General features: G+C 64.8%; 16 protein-coding genes and 1 tRNA gene. 9 read left to right on the top strand and 8 right to left on the bottom strand.

From position 1 onward, the window contains the following. Positions 1 to 6: 6 nt before the first annotated feature. Positions 7 to 303 (bottom strand): hypothetical protein, encoded by a 297-nt coding sequence (locus ACIP9X_RS17675; protein WP_400481060.1) that lies wholly within the window; start codon positions 301 to 303, stop codon positions 7 to 9. Between the two features lie 529 nt (positions 304 to 832). On the opposite strand from ACIP9X_RS17675, the gene ACIP9X_RS17670 reads away from it, so the two are divergent. Further along, positions 833 to 1,084 (top strand): hypothetical protein, encoded by a 252-nt coding sequence (locus ACIP9X_RS17670; protein ID WP_400481059.1) that lies wholly within the window; start codon positions 833 to 835, stop codon positions 1,082 to 1,084. A 556-nt stretch (positions 1,085 to 1,640) separates the two neighbouring features. Here the strand turns inward: ACIP9X_RS17670 and ACIP9X_RS17665 are convergent. The 4 genes from ACIP9X_RS17665 to ACIP9X_RS17650 form a co-directional block, all read right to left on the bottom strand. Next, positions 1,641 to 2,036 carry a hypothetical protein gene (locus ACIP9X_RS17665; RefSeq protein ID WP_400481058.1) on the bottom strand — a complete coding sequence of 132 codons (396 nt, stop codon included), beginning with the start codon at positions 2,034 to 2,036 and terminating at the stop codon, positions 1,641 to 1,643. Between the two features lie 784 nt (positions 2,037 to 2,820). Beyond that, the gene (locus ACIP9X_RS17660; RefSeq protein ID WP_400481057.1) at positions 2,821 to 3,378 is read right to left on the bottom strand and encodes a dihydrofolate reductase family protein; all 558 of its coding nucleotides are present in this window, start codon (positions 3,376 to 3,378) and stop codon (positions 2,821 to 2,823) included. 134 nt (positions 3,379 to 3,512) lie between these two features. Then, positions 3,513 to 4,178 (bottom strand): class I SAM-dependent DNA methyltransferase, encoded by a 666-nt coding sequence (locus tag ACIP9X_RS17655; protein ID WP_400481056.1) that lies wholly within the window; start codon positions 4,176 to 4,178, stop codon positions 3,513 to 3,515. Between the two features lie 260 nt (positions 4,179 to 4,438). Beyond that, a tRNA-Leu gene (locus tag ACIP9X_RS17650) sits at positions 4,439 to 4,521 on the bottom strand. Positions 4,522 to 4,714: 193 nt separating this feature from the next. On the opposite strand from ACIP9X_RS17650, the gene ACIP9X_RS17645 reads away from it, so the two are divergent. Next, positions 4,715 to 6,019 carry a M20/M25/M40 family metallo-hydrolase gene (locus ACIP9X_RS17645; protein WP_400481055.1) on the top strand — a complete coding sequence of 435 codons (1,305 nt, stop codon included), beginning with the start codon at positions 4,715 to 4,717 and terminating at the stop codon, positions 6,017 to 6,019. 7 nt (positions 6,020 to 6,026) lie between these two features. Next, a complete protein-coding gene (locus ACIP9X_RS17640; protein ID WP_400481054.1) occupies positions 6,027 to 7,187 on the top strand; it encodes an acyl-CoA dehydrogenase family protein in 1,161 nt (386 codons plus the stop codon). 6 nt (positions 7,188 to 7,193) lie between these two features. Here ACIP9X_RS17640 and ACIP9X_RS17635 read toward each other — a convergent pair whose 3' ends face one another. Next, the gene (locus ACIP9X_RS17635; RefSeq protein ID WP_400481053.1) at positions 7,194 to 7,427 is read right to left on the bottom strand and encodes a DUF5703 family protein; all 234 of its coding nucleotides are present in this window, start codon (positions 7,425 to 7,427) and stop codon (positions 7,194 to 7,196) included. Positions 7,428 to 7,465: 38 nt separating this feature from the next. On the opposite strand from ACIP9X_RS17635, the gene ACIP9X_RS17630 reads away from it, so the two are divergent. Beyond that, entirely contained in the window at positions 7,466 to 7,732 is a 267-nt protein-coding gene (locus tag ACIP9X_RS17630; RefSeq protein WP_400481052.1) for a hypothetical protein, read from the top strand. A 58-nt stretch (positions 7,733 to 7,790) separates the two neighbouring features. Here ACIP9X_RS17630 and ACIP9X_RS17625 read toward each other — a convergent pair whose 3' ends face one another. Continuing rightward, positions 7,791 to 8,729 (bottom strand): aldo/keto reductase, encoded by a 939-nt coding sequence (locus ACIP9X_RS17625; RefSeq protein WP_400481051.1) that lies wholly within the window; start codon positions 8,727 to 8,729, stop codon positions 7,791 to 7,793. A 50-nt stretch (positions 8,730 to 8,779) separates the two neighbouring features. On the opposite strand from ACIP9X_RS17625, the gene ACIP9X_RS17620 reads away from it, so the two are divergent. Beyond that, entirely contained in the window at positions 8,780 to 9,613 is an 834-nt protein-coding gene (locus tag ACIP9X_RS17620) for an undecaprenyl-diphosphate phosphatase (RefSeq protein ID WP_400481050.1), read from the top strand. 15 nt (positions 9,614 to 9,628) lie between these two features. Further along, the gene (mshC, locus tag ACIP9X_RS17615; RefSeq protein ID WP_400481049.1) at positions 9,629 to 10,906 is read left to right on the top strand and encodes a cysteine--1-D-myo-inosityl 2-amino-2-deoxy-alpha-D-glucopyranoside ligase; all 1,278 of its coding nucleotides are present in this window, start codon (positions 9,629 to 9,631) and stop codon (positions 10,904 to 10,906) included. 55 nt (positions 10,907 to 10,961) lie between these two features. Here the strand turns inward: mshC and ACIP9X_RS17610 are convergent, their stop codons facing one another. Further along, positions 10,962 to 11,873, bottom strand: a complete 912-nt coding sequence (locus ACIP9X_RS17610; RefSeq protein ID WP_400481048.1) for a PAC2 family protein — start codon at positions 11,871 to 11,873, stop codon at positions 10,962 to 10,964. A gap of 139 nt (positions 11,874 to 12,012) precedes the next feature. Between ACIP9X_RS17610 and ACIP9X_RS17605 the strand changes: the two genes are divergently transcribed. The 3 genes from ACIP9X_RS17605 (at position 12,013) to ACIP9X_RS17595 (ending at position 15,070) form a co-directional block, all read left to right on the top strand. Beyond that, the gene (locus ACIP9X_RS17605; RefSeq protein WP_400481047.1) at positions 12,013 to 12,738 is read left to right on the top strand and encodes an HAD family hydrolase; all 726 of its coding nucleotides are present in this window, start codon (positions 12,013 to 12,015) and stop codon (positions 12,736 to 12,738) included. Then, positions 12,728 to 13,894 (top strand): site-2 protease family protein, encoded by a 1,167-nt coding sequence (locus tag ACIP9X_RS17600; RefSeq protein ID WP_400481046.1) that lies wholly within the window; start codon positions 12,728 to 12,730, stop codon positions 13,892 to 13,894. The genes ACIP9X_RS17605 and ACIP9X_RS17600 overlap by 11 nt, the downstream gene beginning before the upstream one ends. Before the next feature lie 102 nt (positions 13,895 to 13,996). Beyond that, a complete protein-coding gene (locus ACIP9X_RS17595) occupies positions 13,997 to 15,070 on the top strand; it encodes a tRNA (adenine-N1)-methyltransferase (protein WP_400481045.1) in 1,074 nt (357 codons plus the stop codon). Positions 15,071 to 15,090 lie beyond the last annotated feature (20 nt).

The following is a 15,090-nucleotide window of genomic DNA, read 5'->3' as shown; positions in this document are numbered from 1 at the left end:
CATGGACTAGGAGCGGGAGCGGGCGCACTCCGAGGCGCGATCGATTTTCACATCAAAATCCAGGAGGGCGCCGTCACCGCTAAGCCGGTGGGCCAGATAAGCGCGGAGCGCGGCGTTGGAGGCTGTGTGTGCACCGGGGAGGGCCTCACCGTTGAGCAGGGCATAGGAGTCACTGATGTGGAAGACGGACAGGAAGCAGTCCTCAAGCTGATCTGTGCGCAGGTTCTGGACGGTGTCGCGGAAACTGCCTTGTGAGCCCGACTTGGGCATGGTAGTCACGGAAAAAGTCACTGTGTTTGCCATGGAGCTGGTCCTCTGGGTGCTTCGGGCCCGGGGGACGCTTCCCCGGCCACCTGGAAGCCTAACTGCTCCCGTTGGCGAAGATAACCCTTACCGGGCAGTAAGTTGATGGATCCGTAAATTCGGATAGTCCTGCGCCCGGTATTCCCTTGCCCCTCGAGTGCACCCCTCTTTTGCCTCCACTGCTGCCACAGCAACATCATCCTGGGCGCCCATTTCCCACACCTCGCCGTCATCGTCGTCGGATTCTTGCCACGCAAGGCAAAGCCTGCTTGGGGCCCTTGTCGATGGTCTGTCACTGCGCGGCTGCGCAGTCAGGAGCGCGGACTCCCGCACCGACTGCTGACACCGGTCTGCGAGGTCCGCCGGGCCTGGAGTAACAAGGGTAGGCTCCAGGCCCGGCTGTCTGAAGCGACAGGTCGCGGCTCCCGTGGGCTTCAGGGACACCACAAGTCTGGAACGGCCGCATTGGGATGAGCGGGTGGCAGCTGGGAGTCGGCGGTCGTTTGCACCCCATGTTTGAGGGGACAGCGTGCGTCCGTCCGAATTTTTTCCAAGCTTTCGTCGTCTTCCCGACCTAAAATTATTTATGCGCCCCGAGGAAGCGATCGTGCTGGTTTTTGCAATTGCTGTCGTCTGGACCGGCACCATCCTGGTGTTACTTACCCGAATAGACCGGCCCGAGCGGCAGGCACGGCGCCAGGAGCGCAAAGCGGAACGGATGGCACAGCGGCGGGTTCACTATGAAACACGGCCGCGGCCGGAACGCCGCCGCCGGCCCTAGCGGCTCAAAGATTGTCCGCCGGGCCCGGGGATGCTGGGCGAACGCGTCCCGGCCCGGAGTGTCCGGCAACGCAGGTGTCGGCGCAGCGCCCGAGTTCGGCAGGACGCCTCGCTACCGGTCAAGATCCCTCAGCGCAGGGGATGAAGACTGCCTCCCCTGACGGGCATCCATGCTTCCTAGTCGCCGGGAATGTGGCCCATGTTCCACGCGGAGACATTTCGGAGGTCTACTCTGGTTGCCTGCATGCGGATTCTGTTTCCCCCGACACCAGCACGGGGCCAAGGAAGTGGATGTACCGGTTTGGCTTCTGCAACAGCGGGCTGACTGCCGCTTCGTCCGCTGCGCCGAGTTCCTGTTCGGCGACGGAGTCGAGGGCCTCGACGATAAGGTGGCTGCTTGTGCCTATCTGATCTTTCTGTCTCCGCGCCCAAGCCTGTTCAGATACGACCGAGCCGAGATGATGGTTCCGTCGACCACGACCGTGAGTTCAATGGTTGCGTCCGTATGCTCGCCCTTGCGGCCGAAGACCCGGGTCAACAGCAGCATCAGCCGCGGGTCAATGTCGTAATACAACTGCAGGGGCGAGGCTCGGCCGGCTGGAGAGGGCGTCTTGCAGGCGGGGCAGGTGCATTGCGATGTCCTGAGCTGAGGACGCTGCGGCGGCCCAGTCGGCCAAAGCCAGGGCCAGCTCGAGTTCGCGGCACAGCTGGTTCATTCGGAGCGCCCCCGCCAGCCACGATGTTGTTTTCAGGCTCAGGGAAGCGTCCATGGCAATATCCCGGTCCCGGACACTGACGGTGCGGACGACCCGTTCAACGCGCCGGGGGAGGAGGTCTGCGTAGTCCGCAGCGAATGACTCGGCGACCTCCACTGAGGCCTCTTCGGAGAGCTGCTGGAGGTGCTGTGCTTCCAGTGCCGGTTTCGGTCTCTCATTCGGCAGTTGTTTTTGCACTGGCTGCTCCTTCCCGACTGGCAGTGACAGGGCCCATGGTGCCGGGCGCCTGTGTCATTCCTGCTGCTGTTGTCATGGCGGCTTGCCTTCCGCTTGGGCCCCCTCCGCCGCTGCTTGGGGGCGACAGACGACGGAGGGGACGTGTAGGGTACCTGGCCTTCACCGGAGCACTGCGCCGGTGAAGGCCAAGTCGATGGTGCTGCATATGACCGGTCTCCTTGCGGGTAAGAACAGTCTCCTAGGGAACCATCAAGGACCCCGCGATGGACGATCAATACTGGATCAAGAAAGACTGGCGCCACTGCGACTCGCGCCTGCCGCCAGCATGTCGGCGTGCAGGGGATCATGGACGTCCAGCTGAAGTCCGGCTACAACACGGACCGCGGGCCAGCTTGGATCATGAGGGTGCGCTTTTCCAAGTCATGTCAGAGCGCCTATTTCCGGGGCTGCTTCCTACTCCAGGTCGGTCCGCGGGAAGTGTGTCCGCCGGGTCCGGGGTGCTGCAGGGGGAATGCATTTCCGGACCCGGCGTTCTGAAGCGGCGGGTTAGCGGCTACCTTCAGCTTCAGGGACACAAGAAGTTTCACCTTCTTACACTGGGAAACGCGTGTGCCACCCGAGAGGCAGCCACCGTTTCTACCCCTCATTTGTGGGGTCAGGAGCGCAGGTACAGGGTCATCCCAACCTTTTCGCGATGAGTACTACGTCGATCTTCCGCTTCCGGCTCCGACGCCTGCCTTCCCGCCAGCCGACCAGGCCCGCGGGCTGCCGGGCAAGGCACGGGTCATCGGGTAGCACCGCTGTTCCGCACCCGATACGTCATGAGCACACAGCCGCCCCGGATGGTCCGCGACTCCACCAATTCAAGGCCGATACGGCGCTGCAGTGGCCGGAAGAAAGGGATGCCGGACCCCAACAGGACCGGATGAACGTTCAGGCTCACTTCATCGATGGCGCCGGCGTCGAAGAGCGAGCTCGCGAGCTCGCCACCTCCCATGAGACAGATGCCCTTGCCCGGCAACCGTTTGAGCCTGTTCACGTAGCCTCCGGCATCGGAGGCGACAAGCTCCACGCCGGCCGGAGCCTCACGCAATGTGCGGGAAAACAGATACGTGGCCACCTCGGGGATTCCGCTGCCCCCTGAGCTGTCGTCATCCACCGCGCCATGAGCTGCCGCGAATTGCCATGTCTTCCTGCCCATCAGTACAGCGTCGACCGTGGACCAGTACTGGGCCATGACTTCCTCCACGTCGCGGCTGTAGTGGAGCCAGTCGATGGCGCCGTCGCTACCGGCGATGAAGCCGTCCAGAGTGCACGCCGCGCCGTAGGTTACGGTCCGCATGGCTGTTCCTCTCTTCCATGCCCTATTAGAGACTAGGCACCTGTCACGGCTTTGGCTACGTCGCGGTCTGGGGGACAGTACTTGTTGCTACCGTCTTGATCACCGAGTGCCGGGGCTTGGAGCGCTTGTCCCGGTCACGGCGAGTACCAACCGGGCTCGCGGATAGTCTCGGTACCGGCAAGTTGCGGCAGGACTTCCCGGGTACTTCGGACCGCGAGCAATGCTGCGTGCGGGCGGATTCCGGGAACTCTCCGGCCGTGAGCTTCCTGGACGTCAAAGCCGGCGGCTGCAAGTTGCAAACTCATCGCCTCTATTGACCAGGAGTATGCAGTCGTGACCGCGTGCGCAAATGGTTCGCCGGGAGACCCCTCGAAGAATCCAACAAGAACGCTGCCTCCTGGACTAATGCATCGAGAAAATTCGTAGAAAACGAAAGGTAGCTCGGCCGGCGGAAAGTGGATCAGGGAGTACCAGGCGAGGATACCGGCCAGATGTCCGTCCGGGACTCGCAGGTCACGGAGCGTCGCTACTCGAAACTGGACATTAGGAAACCGCGATTGCGCCTGTTCGACAAAGAGAGGAACGAGATCGACACCCTCTGCCGCAACGCCAAGATTGCCTAGCAGGGCAGTCCAGTGCCCAGGGCCGCATCCTGCATCGATAGCCGGACCACGGAGTGACTGGGCCCAGCGGGAGATTAGCAGCTGATCGGACTCATGGGCTTTGTCAGTCGATCCAAACAGCTCCGTGTACTCCGCTGCCCGACTGGTGTACGCGATTTCAACCGCACCGTCAGTCATCGTTGGAGCCTATACCAACTGGGGAGACCTACCTGCTGGAGTACCCAACAGTCAACCTCCGGCGGCTGTGGTTGACCACCAAACCGTACAGCTGGCCCGAGTCGACAGCCGCGAGCTCGGCGGCAACTGGCAACCGATGCCATGAAAGGGAGGATGGCCCGGACGTCCGCGTCCGTGAAGGCAACGAGGTCGACCAGGAGGGAACGTGGGTTAACCAAAAAAGCCCCTGGAATCCGTGGATTCCAGGGGCTTTCCCTTTGTGCGCGGAGGGGGACTTGAACCCCCACCCCCTTTCGAGGACTAGCACCTCAAGCTAGCGCGTCTGCCATTCCGCCACCCGCGCAGGTGGTATTTCGGAGGTTCCGATCCGCCTTTCAGCAGTTCGCTTCTCTCCGAAGCAGCGAGAAAAACTCTAACACGACTTTTGCTGAAAGATGGAATCGGGCGGAGTGGGTAGGCTGAGGCTACGTGTTCCGCAGGCGAAAACCCCGGAAACACGCGCCTGAATGCGATCCGCCAAGCACAAGGAGTGATCAATGACACAGATCCGGCCCGAGGATGAAGTCGTCAACATCTGCCAGGAGCTCATCCGTATCGACACATCCAACTACGGGGACGGATCGGGGCCGGGGGAACGCGCCGCCGCCGAGTACGCTGCGGGACTGATCACCGACGTGGGGCTCGACGTCGAAATCTTTGAGTCCGAGCCCGGGCGCGCGAACGTGGTCACCCGGCTGGCAGGCGAGGACCCCTCCGCGAGCGCCCTCGTGGTGCACGGGCACCTGGACGTAGTTCCGGCGCTGAAGGACCAGTGGACCGTGGACCCCTTCGGCGGCGAATTGAAGGACGGGCTCATCTGGGGACGCGGGGCCGTGGACATGAAGGACATGGACGCCATGATCCTGTCCGTCATGCGGGACTTCGCGCGCACAGGCCGCAAACCGAAGCGGGATCTCATCTTCGCCTTCTTCGCCGATGAGGAAGCAGGCGGAACATACGGCGCCCGGCACGCCGTCGACAAGCGCCCGGAGCTTTTCGAGGGCGCCTCGGAGGCAATCTCAGAGGTGGGCGGTTTCTCCGCCACCATCGGCGGCCAGCGCACCTACCTGCTGCAGACTGCCGAAAAGGGCCTTTCGTGGCTGCGGCTTGTCGCCCACGGCCGTGCCGGCCACGGCTCGCAGATCAACACGGACAACGCCGTGACGCGACTCGCCAGCGCCGTCTCCCGCATCGGCGGGCACCAGTGGCCCGTTGAACTGACGCCCACCACCCGGCAGTTCCTCGACGGCGTCACAGAACTCACCGGCGTCGAATTCGATCCGGACAATCCGGACAAGCTGCTCAACGAGCTGGGAACCGTGGCCCGCTTCGTCGGAGCAACCCTGCAGAACACCACCAACCCCACACAGCTCCGGGGCGGCTACAAGCACAATGTCATCCCCGAATCAGCCGAAGCGCTCATCGACTGCCGCACCCTGCCCGGACAGGAGGAGCAGGTCCTGGAGATCGTCCGGGAACTGGCCGGAACAGGCGTGGACGTCAGCTACGTGCACAACGACGTCTCGCTGGAGGTTCCCTTCGCCGGCAACCTGGTGGACTCCATGATCGATGCCCTGCACTCCGAGGATCCCGGTGCCAAGGTACTGCCCTACACGCTGTCCGGCGGCACGGACAACAAGTCCCTGAGCCGTCTGGGCATCACCGGCTACGGGTTCGCCCCGCTGCTGCTGCCCGACGAACTGGATTTCACCGGCATGTTCCACGGCGTGGACGAACGCGTTCCCGTGGACTCGCTGAAATTCGGCGCCCGGGTGCTCAACACCCTGCTGACCAACTACTGAGCTGGCCATGGAGCCGGAAGAGCTGCTGCCCGATTCCCTCCTGGAACGCCTGCGGGGGAGGGCCGCCGGTTACGACGCACGGAATGAGTTCTTCTTCGAAGACCTCGAGGAGCTCACCGCCGCCGGGTACCTGAAGCTTTTCGTTGCAGCGTCCGACGGCGGTCATGGGCTTGGGCTTCAAGGCGTCGCCGGCTGCCAGCGGAGGCTGGCGACGGCGGCGCCCGCCACCGCACTGGCAGTGAACATGCATCTGGTCTGGACGGGAGTAGCCCGGGTCTTGGCCGACCGGGGCGATGCCTCCCTGGATTTCGTCCTGAAGGAAGCCGCCGCCGGCGAGCTTTTCGCCTTCGGGAATTCGGAAGCCGGCAACGACTCCGTCCTGTTCGACTCGCTGACGGAGGCCAAGCCCCTTCCCGACGGAAGCTATGCGTTCACGGGCACCAAGATCTTCACCAGCCTTTCCCCTGCCTGGACCCGGCTCGGCATTTTCGGCAAGGACAGCACGGCCAGGAACGGCGACGGCGAGCTGGTGCACGGATTCATCGACCGCGCTGCCCGCGGCTACGAAATCTTCGATGACTGGAACACGCTCGGGATGCGCGCCAGCCAGTCCAACACCACCGTCCTGCGTAACGCCACCGTGCCGCCCGACCGCATATTCCGGAAACTGCCCGTCGGGCCCAACGCGGACCCCCTGATCTTTGCCATCTTCGCCTGCTTTGAAACACTGCTTGCCGCGGTGTACACAGGCATCGGGGAGCGGGCCCTCACCCTTGGTGTCGACGCGGCGAAACGCCGAAGGTCGTTCAAGTACGGCGGCCGGAGTTATGCCCAGGACCCGGATATCCGGTGGAAGGTTGCCGAGGCGGCGATGGCCATGGACGCCCTCTACCCCCAGCTGTCCCAGGTGGCGCGGGATGTGGACCAGCTCGCGGACCACGGCAGCCAATGGTTCCCGAAGCTCGTGGGACTCAAGGTGCGTGCAACGGAGACAGCCCGGACGGTGGTGGACCTGGCCATCCGCGTCTCCGGCGGCTCAAGCTACTTCCGCGGGACAGAACTCGAGCGCCTCTACCGCGATGTCCTCGCGGGCATGTTCCATCCGTCGGACGACGAATCGGCCCACAACACGGTTGCCAACGCCTGGCTCGGCCCGCTGGAGACGTAGAGCCTGCTAAACCGTCCGCTGGACCTGCGTGACCCGGCGCCGGAGCCAGAAGCGGCGTCCGCCGCCCACATACAGCCGGCTGCGTTCCAGTTCCCACTTGCCGTATTCAGAATGTTCCACCAGGCGACGGCGTGCTTCGGGCAGCGAGTCGTCAGGACCAACCGTCAATACGAGGTACTCGTACTGCTTCACGTAGTCCCGTTCCCGCAGGACCGAGCTGGTCAGAAAATGTTCCTTCATTGCCTCCATTTTCGTCCTTTTCCCGCTAACGTGAAGTCATGAGCATCGATCCGCGTGTCGCGCTTCAGTCCCTGACCTCCGCCCTGGAAGAACATCTGGTAGCAGCCTCAACGCGAAGGGGGGACGGCGACCCCGCTGTCGAAGCAGCATTCTTCGCCGTTGCAGATGCCTTTGAAGTCTACGAGGACGCGCTCTACGAGGCGTACAACGAGGTCACCCCGCTTCAGGTTTTCGAAGAGGAAGAAGACGAGGGAGACGAAGAGCGCCCGGTGGATGACGACGACCTGGAGATCGTCGAGGACTAGGAAGCCCGATCCGGCTCTTCCCTGCGACAGCCGGTTGCCCAGGAGAGCCCGTTCACCTTCAGGACAGGTTGCTCGATACATCCTCAAGAGCCCTGGCAATCTCCGCAGGCAGCGGCGTCAGCTGTGCGTCGAGGATCTCCTTCAGCTGCACCGGCGTCCTCGGCCCAATGATCGCCGTGGCAACGCCATGCTGCGACAGCAGCCAGCTGAGGGCCACATCAAGCGCGGAACGGCCCAGCCCCCGGCCCGCCATGGCCACGGCCTCCACCACCTGCGCCGCAGACTGCTCCAGGTAAACCTCCACATAGGTGGCCAGGCGGCTGCCGGCCGCCCGGGAGTCGGCAGGGACCTGTCCCCGGTACTTGCCGGTCAGCACGCCCCGGCCCAACGGCGCCCAGGCCATCAGCCCCATCCCCGCATCCTCGATTGCGGGAATCAGCTCTTCTTCGGGCTTGCGCCGGAGCAGAGAGTATTCGGACTGGCTGGCCACGACGGGGAATCCGGCAATGGCGGCCGCCTTCGCCGCCTGCCAGCTGTTGAAGTTGGCAATCCCTGCGTAACGGGCCCGCCCGCTGCGCACTGCCAGTTCAAGCGCGGAGAGCGTCTCGTCCAAGGGAACGTTGCGGTCCCATGCCTGGGCAAACCAGATGTCGACATAGTCGGTCCCGAGCCGCGTCAGGCTGGCGTCCAGGGCTGACAGCATGGCGTTGCGTGAGGTGTCCACCCGTTGCCGCGCGTCCGACGCCGACAGGCCGGCCTTGGTGGAGATCACCACTTCCGAGCGGGAGACGACGTCGCCAAGCATTTCCCCCAGCATGGCCTCGGCCATGCCGTCCGCGTACGACGCGGCGGTGTCCACCAGGGTACCGCCGGCGTCAACGAAGTCGTGCAGCAGTTCTGCGGCGTCCTGTTCATCTGTTTCGCGGGCCCATGACATGGTGCCGAGGGAGAGGGCGGAGGCACGAAGCCCACTGTTGCCGACGTAACGCTGCTGCATAGCAGCAAGCTTACGGGGAAACGACCTGTGGCATGACGTAGGGTCTTAGCGTGAACTGGTTTGAAGTGGCCCTGCTGGGTCTTGTGCAGGGACTGACCGAATTTCTCCCGATTTCATCGAGCGCCCACCTCAGGATTGTGGGCTCATTCCTGCCCAATGCGGCCGACCCGGGCGCAGCGTTCACCGCGATCACCCAACTCGGCACCGAGACCGCTGTGATCGTCTATTTCTGGCGCGACATCGTGCGTATCGCAAAGGCCTGGATCGGTTCGCTGAGAGGCCGCGTCTCCCGCAAGGATCCCGACGTGCGGATGGGATGGCTGGTCATCCTGGGCAGCCTGCCCATCATTGTCCTGGGCCTGCTCTTCCAGGACCAGATCGAATCCGTGCTGCGCAGCCTGTGGATCGTCGCGACCACCCTGATCGTCTTCGGCCTCATCCTGGCGGTAGCGGACGCCGTCGGCAAACAGGACCGGGACCTGGGCCGGCTCACGTACAAGCACGGCATCCTCTACGGGTTCGCCCAGGCCATGGCGCTCATTCCGGGGGTGTCCCGCTCCGGCGGCACCATCACTGCCGGGCTCCTGATGGGTTACACCCGCGAAGCGGCGGCCCGCTATTCTTTCCTGCTGGCCATTCCTGCCGTCTTCGGAAGCGGCCTGTTCCAGCTGTACAAGGTGGTGTCGAAGGAAGGCGTGAGCGGACCCTACGGACTACCCGAGACAGCCCTGGCGACGGCCATCGCGTTCGTTGTGGGGTACGTCATCATCGGCTGGTTCCTGAAGTTCATTTCCACCCGCAGTTACCGGCTCTTCGTCTGGTACCGGATCTTCCTTGGCCTCGCCCTGTACCTGCTGCTCGGTTTCAATGTCATCAGCGCCTAGCACTAGGCTTGGGTTGTGAAGTCCTGGATATCCCGCCCCGTTCCTGAGCTCCCCGGCGAAATGCCCGCCGTTCGCCTGTTCGACACGACAGCGCACGGAGTGGTCAGCCTCCAGGCAGACGGCCGGCAGTCCATGTATGTCTGCGGCATTACGCCGTACGACGCCACCCATATGGGCCACGCGGCAAGCTATGTCGCCTTTGACCTTTTGAACCGCGCCTGGCGCGACGGCGGGCAGCAGGTTTCCTACGTCCAGAACGTCACGGACGTGGATGACCCCCTGCTGGAACGGGCAACCCTCACAGGGGTGGACTGGCGTGAACTGGCGGAGAGCCAGATTGAACTCTTCCGGACGGACATGCGGGCCCTGAATGTCCTCCCTCCCGACCACTACATCGGCGCTGTCGAGGCCATGCCGCTCATCGTCCCGGCCATCGAACGGCTGCTCCACCAGGGCCTTGCCTACCGTGTCAACGGGACACCCGGCGAACCTGACGGGGACGTCTACTACGACGTGGAAGCCGCCGGGAAGCACGCTGTCGACGTCGACGCATGGACGCTCGGTGCCGTGTCCGGCCTCCCCGAACCCGAAATGCTTGAGCTGTTCGCCGAGCGCGGCGGGGATCCCGGCCGCGCCGGAAAGCGGCAGGCCCTCGACCCGCTGCTGTGGCGGGTAGCGCGCGACGGCGAGCCCAGCTGGCCCGGCGGGGAACTGGGGGAGGGGCGCCCCGGCTGGCACATCGAATGTACGGTGATCGCCCAGGAATACCTGCCGGCACCGTTCACGGTGCAGGGCGGCGGCTCGGACCTGGTGTTCCCGCACCACGAAATGGGGGCCGGCCACGCCTACTCGCTCTCCGGCGTCCCGCTCGCAAAGCATTTCGCCCATGCCGGAATGGTCGGCCTCGACGGCGAAAAGATGAGCAAGTCCAAGGGCAACCTTGTCCTTGTCTCGAAGCTCCGGGCCGCAGGCGAGGAGCCAGCTGCCATCCGCCTGGCGATCCTGGCCCACCACTACCGCTCCGACTGGTCCTGGACGGACGAAGGATTCTCGGACGCCAAACAGCGCCTCGGCCGCTGGCGCTCGGCGCTGGCGGCTGCACCGGCTGACTCCGCTGCCCCGCTCCTTAATGACATGCGGTCCGCCCTGGCGAACGACCTTGACGCACCTGCTGCACTGGCCGCCGTCGACCGCTGGGCCGACCAGGCCCTGACGGGCCATGCTGATCCGTCCACAGCCGACCAGGCACTGGTGCGCGACGCCGTCGACGCTCTTCTGGGTATCGAACTCTAAGCCGCCGAGACTTAGGGGCGCGGGACCGTAACGGCGCCGGGCGACCTGAAGCGCCCTACTGCTTGTCTTTGCCCCGACGCTTCAGGTACCGCTCGAACTCCCTGGCGATGGACTCGCCGCTGGCCTCGGGGAGGTCTGCCGTGTCCTTGGCCTCTTCCAGCTGGCGGACGTACGCGGCGATCTCCGGGTCTTCGGTGGCCAGCTCATTGACCCCCCGCTCCCAGGCGTCAGCCTCTTCAGCCAGCTCGTGCGTGTCGAGCGGGACCTGCAGCAGTTCCTCGACGCGGTGCAGCAGCGCGAGCTGCGCCTTGGGCGACGGGGCCTGCGCCACGTAGTGCGGGACCGCGGCCCACAGTGACACCGTTGGAATGCCGGCAAGCAGGGCAACCTCGGAGAGGACCCCCACGATGCCCACGGGCCCTTCGTACTGCGAGGCTTCCAGGTTCAGCCGTTCCCGCAGTGCGCCGTCATCCGTTGACGTGCTCACCGGAATGGGACGGCTATGGGGCACGTCGGCCAGCAGGGCCCCCACCAGCACCACGTAGTCAACATGGAGTGCCTCGGCGTGGACCAGCAGCTCGGCCGTGTACGCCCGCCACTTATAGGAGGGCTCGGTTCCCTGGACGAAAATGACGTCGACATTCGTACCGGGTGCAGTCGCCTTGTAGATCCGCGTGGACGGCCACTTGATCTTGCGTTCGCCGGACGCGGTGCGCCGCACCGTGGGGCGGGTGAACTGGAAGTCGTAGTATTCGTCGGCATCAATGGAGGCGACCTTCTTGCCGCCCCACAGCTTGTTCAGGTACCGCAACGCATCGCTGGCCGCTTCCCCGGCGTCGTTCCAGCCCTCGAAGGCGGCGAGCATCACGGTAATGCGCTGTCCCTCCGGAACGGGCTGCAGCAGCTGCTCCGCCCCGGGCGAGGACGTGGCACCGGGTTCCGTGGTATCTCCGTCGAAGCTATTCATCCCTTCACCCTACGTCCAACACCGTTTCCAGTGCAGTGAATGAACCGCCGCACATCCGCTGCATACGCGGATATTCGCCAACGGCGTACGCGGCGGGCTCCGGAAAGGCGCGCGAAAATCGGCCCGTAGACTGGAAGGCATGCAAACTTCAGCTGCCCAGCCCCTGCTCAAAGCCGCTTTGTGGGACATGGACGGCACCATAGTGGACACCGAACCTTACTGGATCGAGGCGGAGCACGAGCTCGTGGCCGCGCACGGCGGCACCTGGTCCCATGAGCAGGCCATGCAGCTGGTGGGCCAGTCCCTCGTCTTTTCGGCCGGCATCCTCCAGGGCGCAGGAGTGAAACTGGAAGCCCGCGAGATCATCGACACGCTGACGGCCCAGGTCATCAGCCGGGTGCGGCAGAACGTCCCTTGGCGGCCGGGCGCCCGTGAACTGCTCGACGAACTTTTCAACGCCGGCGTGCGTTGTGCACTTGTGACCATGTCCGAGACCCCCCTTGCGCGGGAAGTCGTGGCGAGCCTGCCCAAGCCGTACTTTGAATTCCTCGTCACGGGCGACACCGTCACCAAGGGCAAACCCGACCCGGAGGCCTACCTCAAGGCGGTGGAAATGCTCAGGCGGGAAGACCCGGAGCTCACCGTGGACAACTGTGTGGCCCTTGAGGACTCAGCGCCCGGCGTCGCCGCGGCCGTCGCCTCAGGCGCCGTCACCGTCGCCATTCCCCACATCGTGGCGCTGCCCGAGGACCCGCGCCGGGCCCTCTGGGACACCCTTGAAGGCCGCAGCGTTTCGGACCTGCAGGATCTTGTTGCCGCCCGCCACGGCCTCGCCGCCGCAACGGTGCTGGACAATGCCAACTGAGACCGGCAGCAGCCGCCGCGAAGGCATCCCCCTGGGCAGGATTGCCGGGGTCCCGGTCATCCTTGCCTACTCCTGGTTCATCATTGCTGCCTTCACGGTTGTCGCCTACGGGCCGATCCTGCAGATCAATGACCCGTCCCTCGGTGTGGCGGCGTACTACGTGGCCTTCGCTTACGCGCTGCTGCTGGCCCTTTCGGTACTGGTCCATGAACTCGCCCATGCCCTGACGGCCAAGATGTATGGCTGGCCCAGCGAAAAGATCGTCCTCAACCTGTGGGGCGGCCACACCCAGTTTGAAAGCTTCACCGCCACCCCGGGGCGATCTCTTGTGGTGGCCCTTGCCGGCCCGGCGGCCAACTTCGTGCTTGCCGGGGCCACGTGGCTGGTGATTTCCGCCGCCAGCCCAACGGGCGTCGCGGACACCCTGACCAACATCTTCTTCTGGGCCAACCTCGTGATCGGCATCTTCAATGTATTGCCGGGGCTGCCGCTCGACGGCGGACGGCTGGTTGAATCAGCCGTCTGGAAGGCAACCGGCAGCCACGCCAAGGGCACCATTGCAGCCGGCTGGGGCGGACGCATCATTGTCGCTGCCCTGGTCCTGTGGTTCGTCGTCCGCCCGCTGCTGGCCGGCGGCCGCCCGGACACCAGCATGCTGCTTATCACCGTCCTGGTCTGCGGATTCCTGTGGATGGGCGCCTCGGCGTCAATCCAGCAGGGCAGGCTGCGCAGCCGGCTCCATCTGGTGAGCGCGGCGGCACTTGCGGAGCCCGCCGTCGGCATCGCTGAAACGGCAACCGTCGCCGAAGTCCTGCAAGCCGCCGCTGGCGGAGGGGCCGCCGTCGTGCTGTGCGGGCCCGACGGCAGGCCGGCAAGCGTGGTTGAAGCCTCCGCGCTGGCAGCAGTTCCTGCTCCCGTGGCAGCCGCGACGCCGGCAACTGCCGTTGCCCGTGCCCTCGGTGCCGGCGCCTACGTGCCGGAATGGGCGAAGGGCCAGGAACTGCTCCAGTATCTATCCCAGCTGGAGGGCCAGGATTACGCGGTGATCGACCACAACGGACGTGTGACCGGCCTGCTGCGGCAATCCGCTGTGGTGACAGTCATTACAGGCAAGGCGCCGCGGGAAAACAGGCGTCCCCAGGGCCAGAACCGGTAGAGTTACCTGCCGGTCGTGAAATCGGCGGACGGGTCCCAGCGCGAGCCTGTCCGGGCCGCCATGCAGCACGACGTCACAGCTTTACAGGAGCGAGGAACATTCATGAGCAGCGAATCTGCCGCCATCGGGACCAGCACGGACCCTTCCGTCACGGCACACGGCACTGCAGCCGTCACGGATCAGCCGGTCGGCGCGGCGCGGCGCAGGGGACCCTTCCGCGAGGGCGAGCGGGTGCAGCTGACCGACGAGCGCGGCCGCATGAATACGATCAGCCTTGAGGCCGGCGGGGCCTTTCACACGCATCGCGGCTTCCTTAACCACGACGACATCATCGGTAAGGTGGACGGTTCCGTTGTGGTGAACAACGTGGGGCAGCAGTACCAGACCCTGCGCCCGCTGCTCTCCGACTTTGTCCTCTCCATGCCCCGCGGCGCGGCCGTTGTCTACCCAAAGGACGCCGCGCAGATCGTCACCATGGCCGACATCTTCCCCGGAGCCAGAGTCGTGGAGGCCGGCGTCGGTTCGGGTGCGCTTTCCATTTCGCTGCTCCGCGCAGTGGGGGACCAGGGCTACCTGCACTCCTTCGAGCGCCGCGAGGAATTCGCTGCCATTGCGCGCGGCAACGTTGAGACGATTTTTGGCGGAGCGCACCCCGCCTGGAAGATCTCGCTGGGCGACTTCCAGGATGAGGTGGTCCGCAGCGAAGAGCCCGGATCCATCGACCGCGTGGTCCTGGACATGCTGGCTCCCTGGGAATGCCTCGATGCCGTCGCCACCGTCCTTGCGCCCGGCGGTGTCTGGATCAACTACGTAGCCACCGTCACCCAGCTCTCACGCACCGCCGAGGCCATCCGCGCCGACGGCCGGTTCACCGAACCTGACGCCTGGGAGTCCCTTGTCCGCGGCTGGCACCTGGAAGGCCTTGCCGTGCGCCCGGACCACCGGATGGTGGCCCACACCGGCTTCCTGCTGGTGACGCGGCGGCTGGCGGCCGGTGTCACGGGCATCTCGGTCAAGCGCCGGCCCTCCAAAACCGACTTCAACGAGGAGGACGTGAACGCCTGGACTCCGGGCGCGGTGGGTGAACGGACAGTGTCGGACAAGAAACTGCGGAGGGCAGCCCGCGACGCGATTGCGGGAACCAACGTCAGGGATGACCCGGAGATCACAAACTAGTCCGTATTTCGGATGTCTTC

Source organism: Arthrobacter sp. NPDC093125, from assembly GCF_044754225.1.
In the GTDB taxonomy this organism is placed as follows: Bacteria; Actinomycetota; Actinomycetes; order Actinomycetales; family Micrococcaceae; genus Arthrobacter.
Note: the sequence above shows the minus strand (reverse complement) of the source record. Positions and strands in the feature narration are given on the sequence as shown.

Coding starts and splice junctions, on each gene's coding strand:
- ACIP9X_RS17675 (WP_400481060.1), bottom strand. CDS start 303: ATGGCAAACACAGTGACTTTTTCCGTGACTACCATGCCCAAGTCGGGC.
- ACIP9X_RS17660 (WP_400481057.1), bottom strand. CDS start 3,378: ATGCGGACCGTAACCTACGGCGCGGCGTGCACTCTGGACGGCTTCATC.
- ACIP9X_RS17655 (WP_400481056.1), bottom strand. CDS start 4,178: ATGACTGACGGTGCGGTTGAAATCGCGTACACCAGTCGGGCAGCGGAG.
- ACIP9X_RS17645 (WP_400481055.1), top strand. CDS start 4,715: ATGACACAGATCCGGCCCGAGGATGAAGTCGTCAACATCTGCCAGGAG.
- ACIP9X_RS17640 (WP_400481054.1), top strand. CDS start 6,027: ATGGAGCCGGAAGAGCTGCTGCCCGATTCCCTCCTGGAACGCCTGCGG.
- ACIP9X_RS17635 (WP_400481053.1), bottom strand. CDS start 7,427: ATGAAGGAACATTTTCTGACCAGCTCGGTCCTGCGGGAACGGGACTAC.
- ACIP9X_RS17630 (WP_400481052.1), top strand. CDS start 7,466: ATGAGCATCGATCCGCGTGTCGCGCTTCAGTCCCTGACCTCCGCCCTG.
- ACIP9X_RS17625 (WP_400481051.1), bottom strand. CDS start 8,729: ATGCAGCAGCGTTACGTCGGCAACAGTGGGCTTCGTGCCTCCGCCCTC.
- ACIP9X_RS17610 (WP_400481048.1), bottom strand. CDS start 11,873: ATGAATAGCTTCGACGGAGATACCACGGAACCCGGTGCCACGTCCTCG.
- ACIP9X_RS17605 (WP_400481047.1), top strand. CDS start 12,013: ATGCAAACTTCAGCTGCCCAGCCCCTGCTCAAAGCCGCTTTGTGGGAC.
- ACIP9X_RS17600 (WP_400481046.1), top strand. CDS start 12,728: ATGCCAACTGAGACCGGCAGCAGCCGCCGCGAAGGCATCCCCCTGGGC.
- ACIP9X_RS17595 (WP_400481045.1), top strand. CDS start 13,997: ATGAGCAGCGAATCTGCCGCCATCGGGACCAGCACGGACCCTTCCGTC.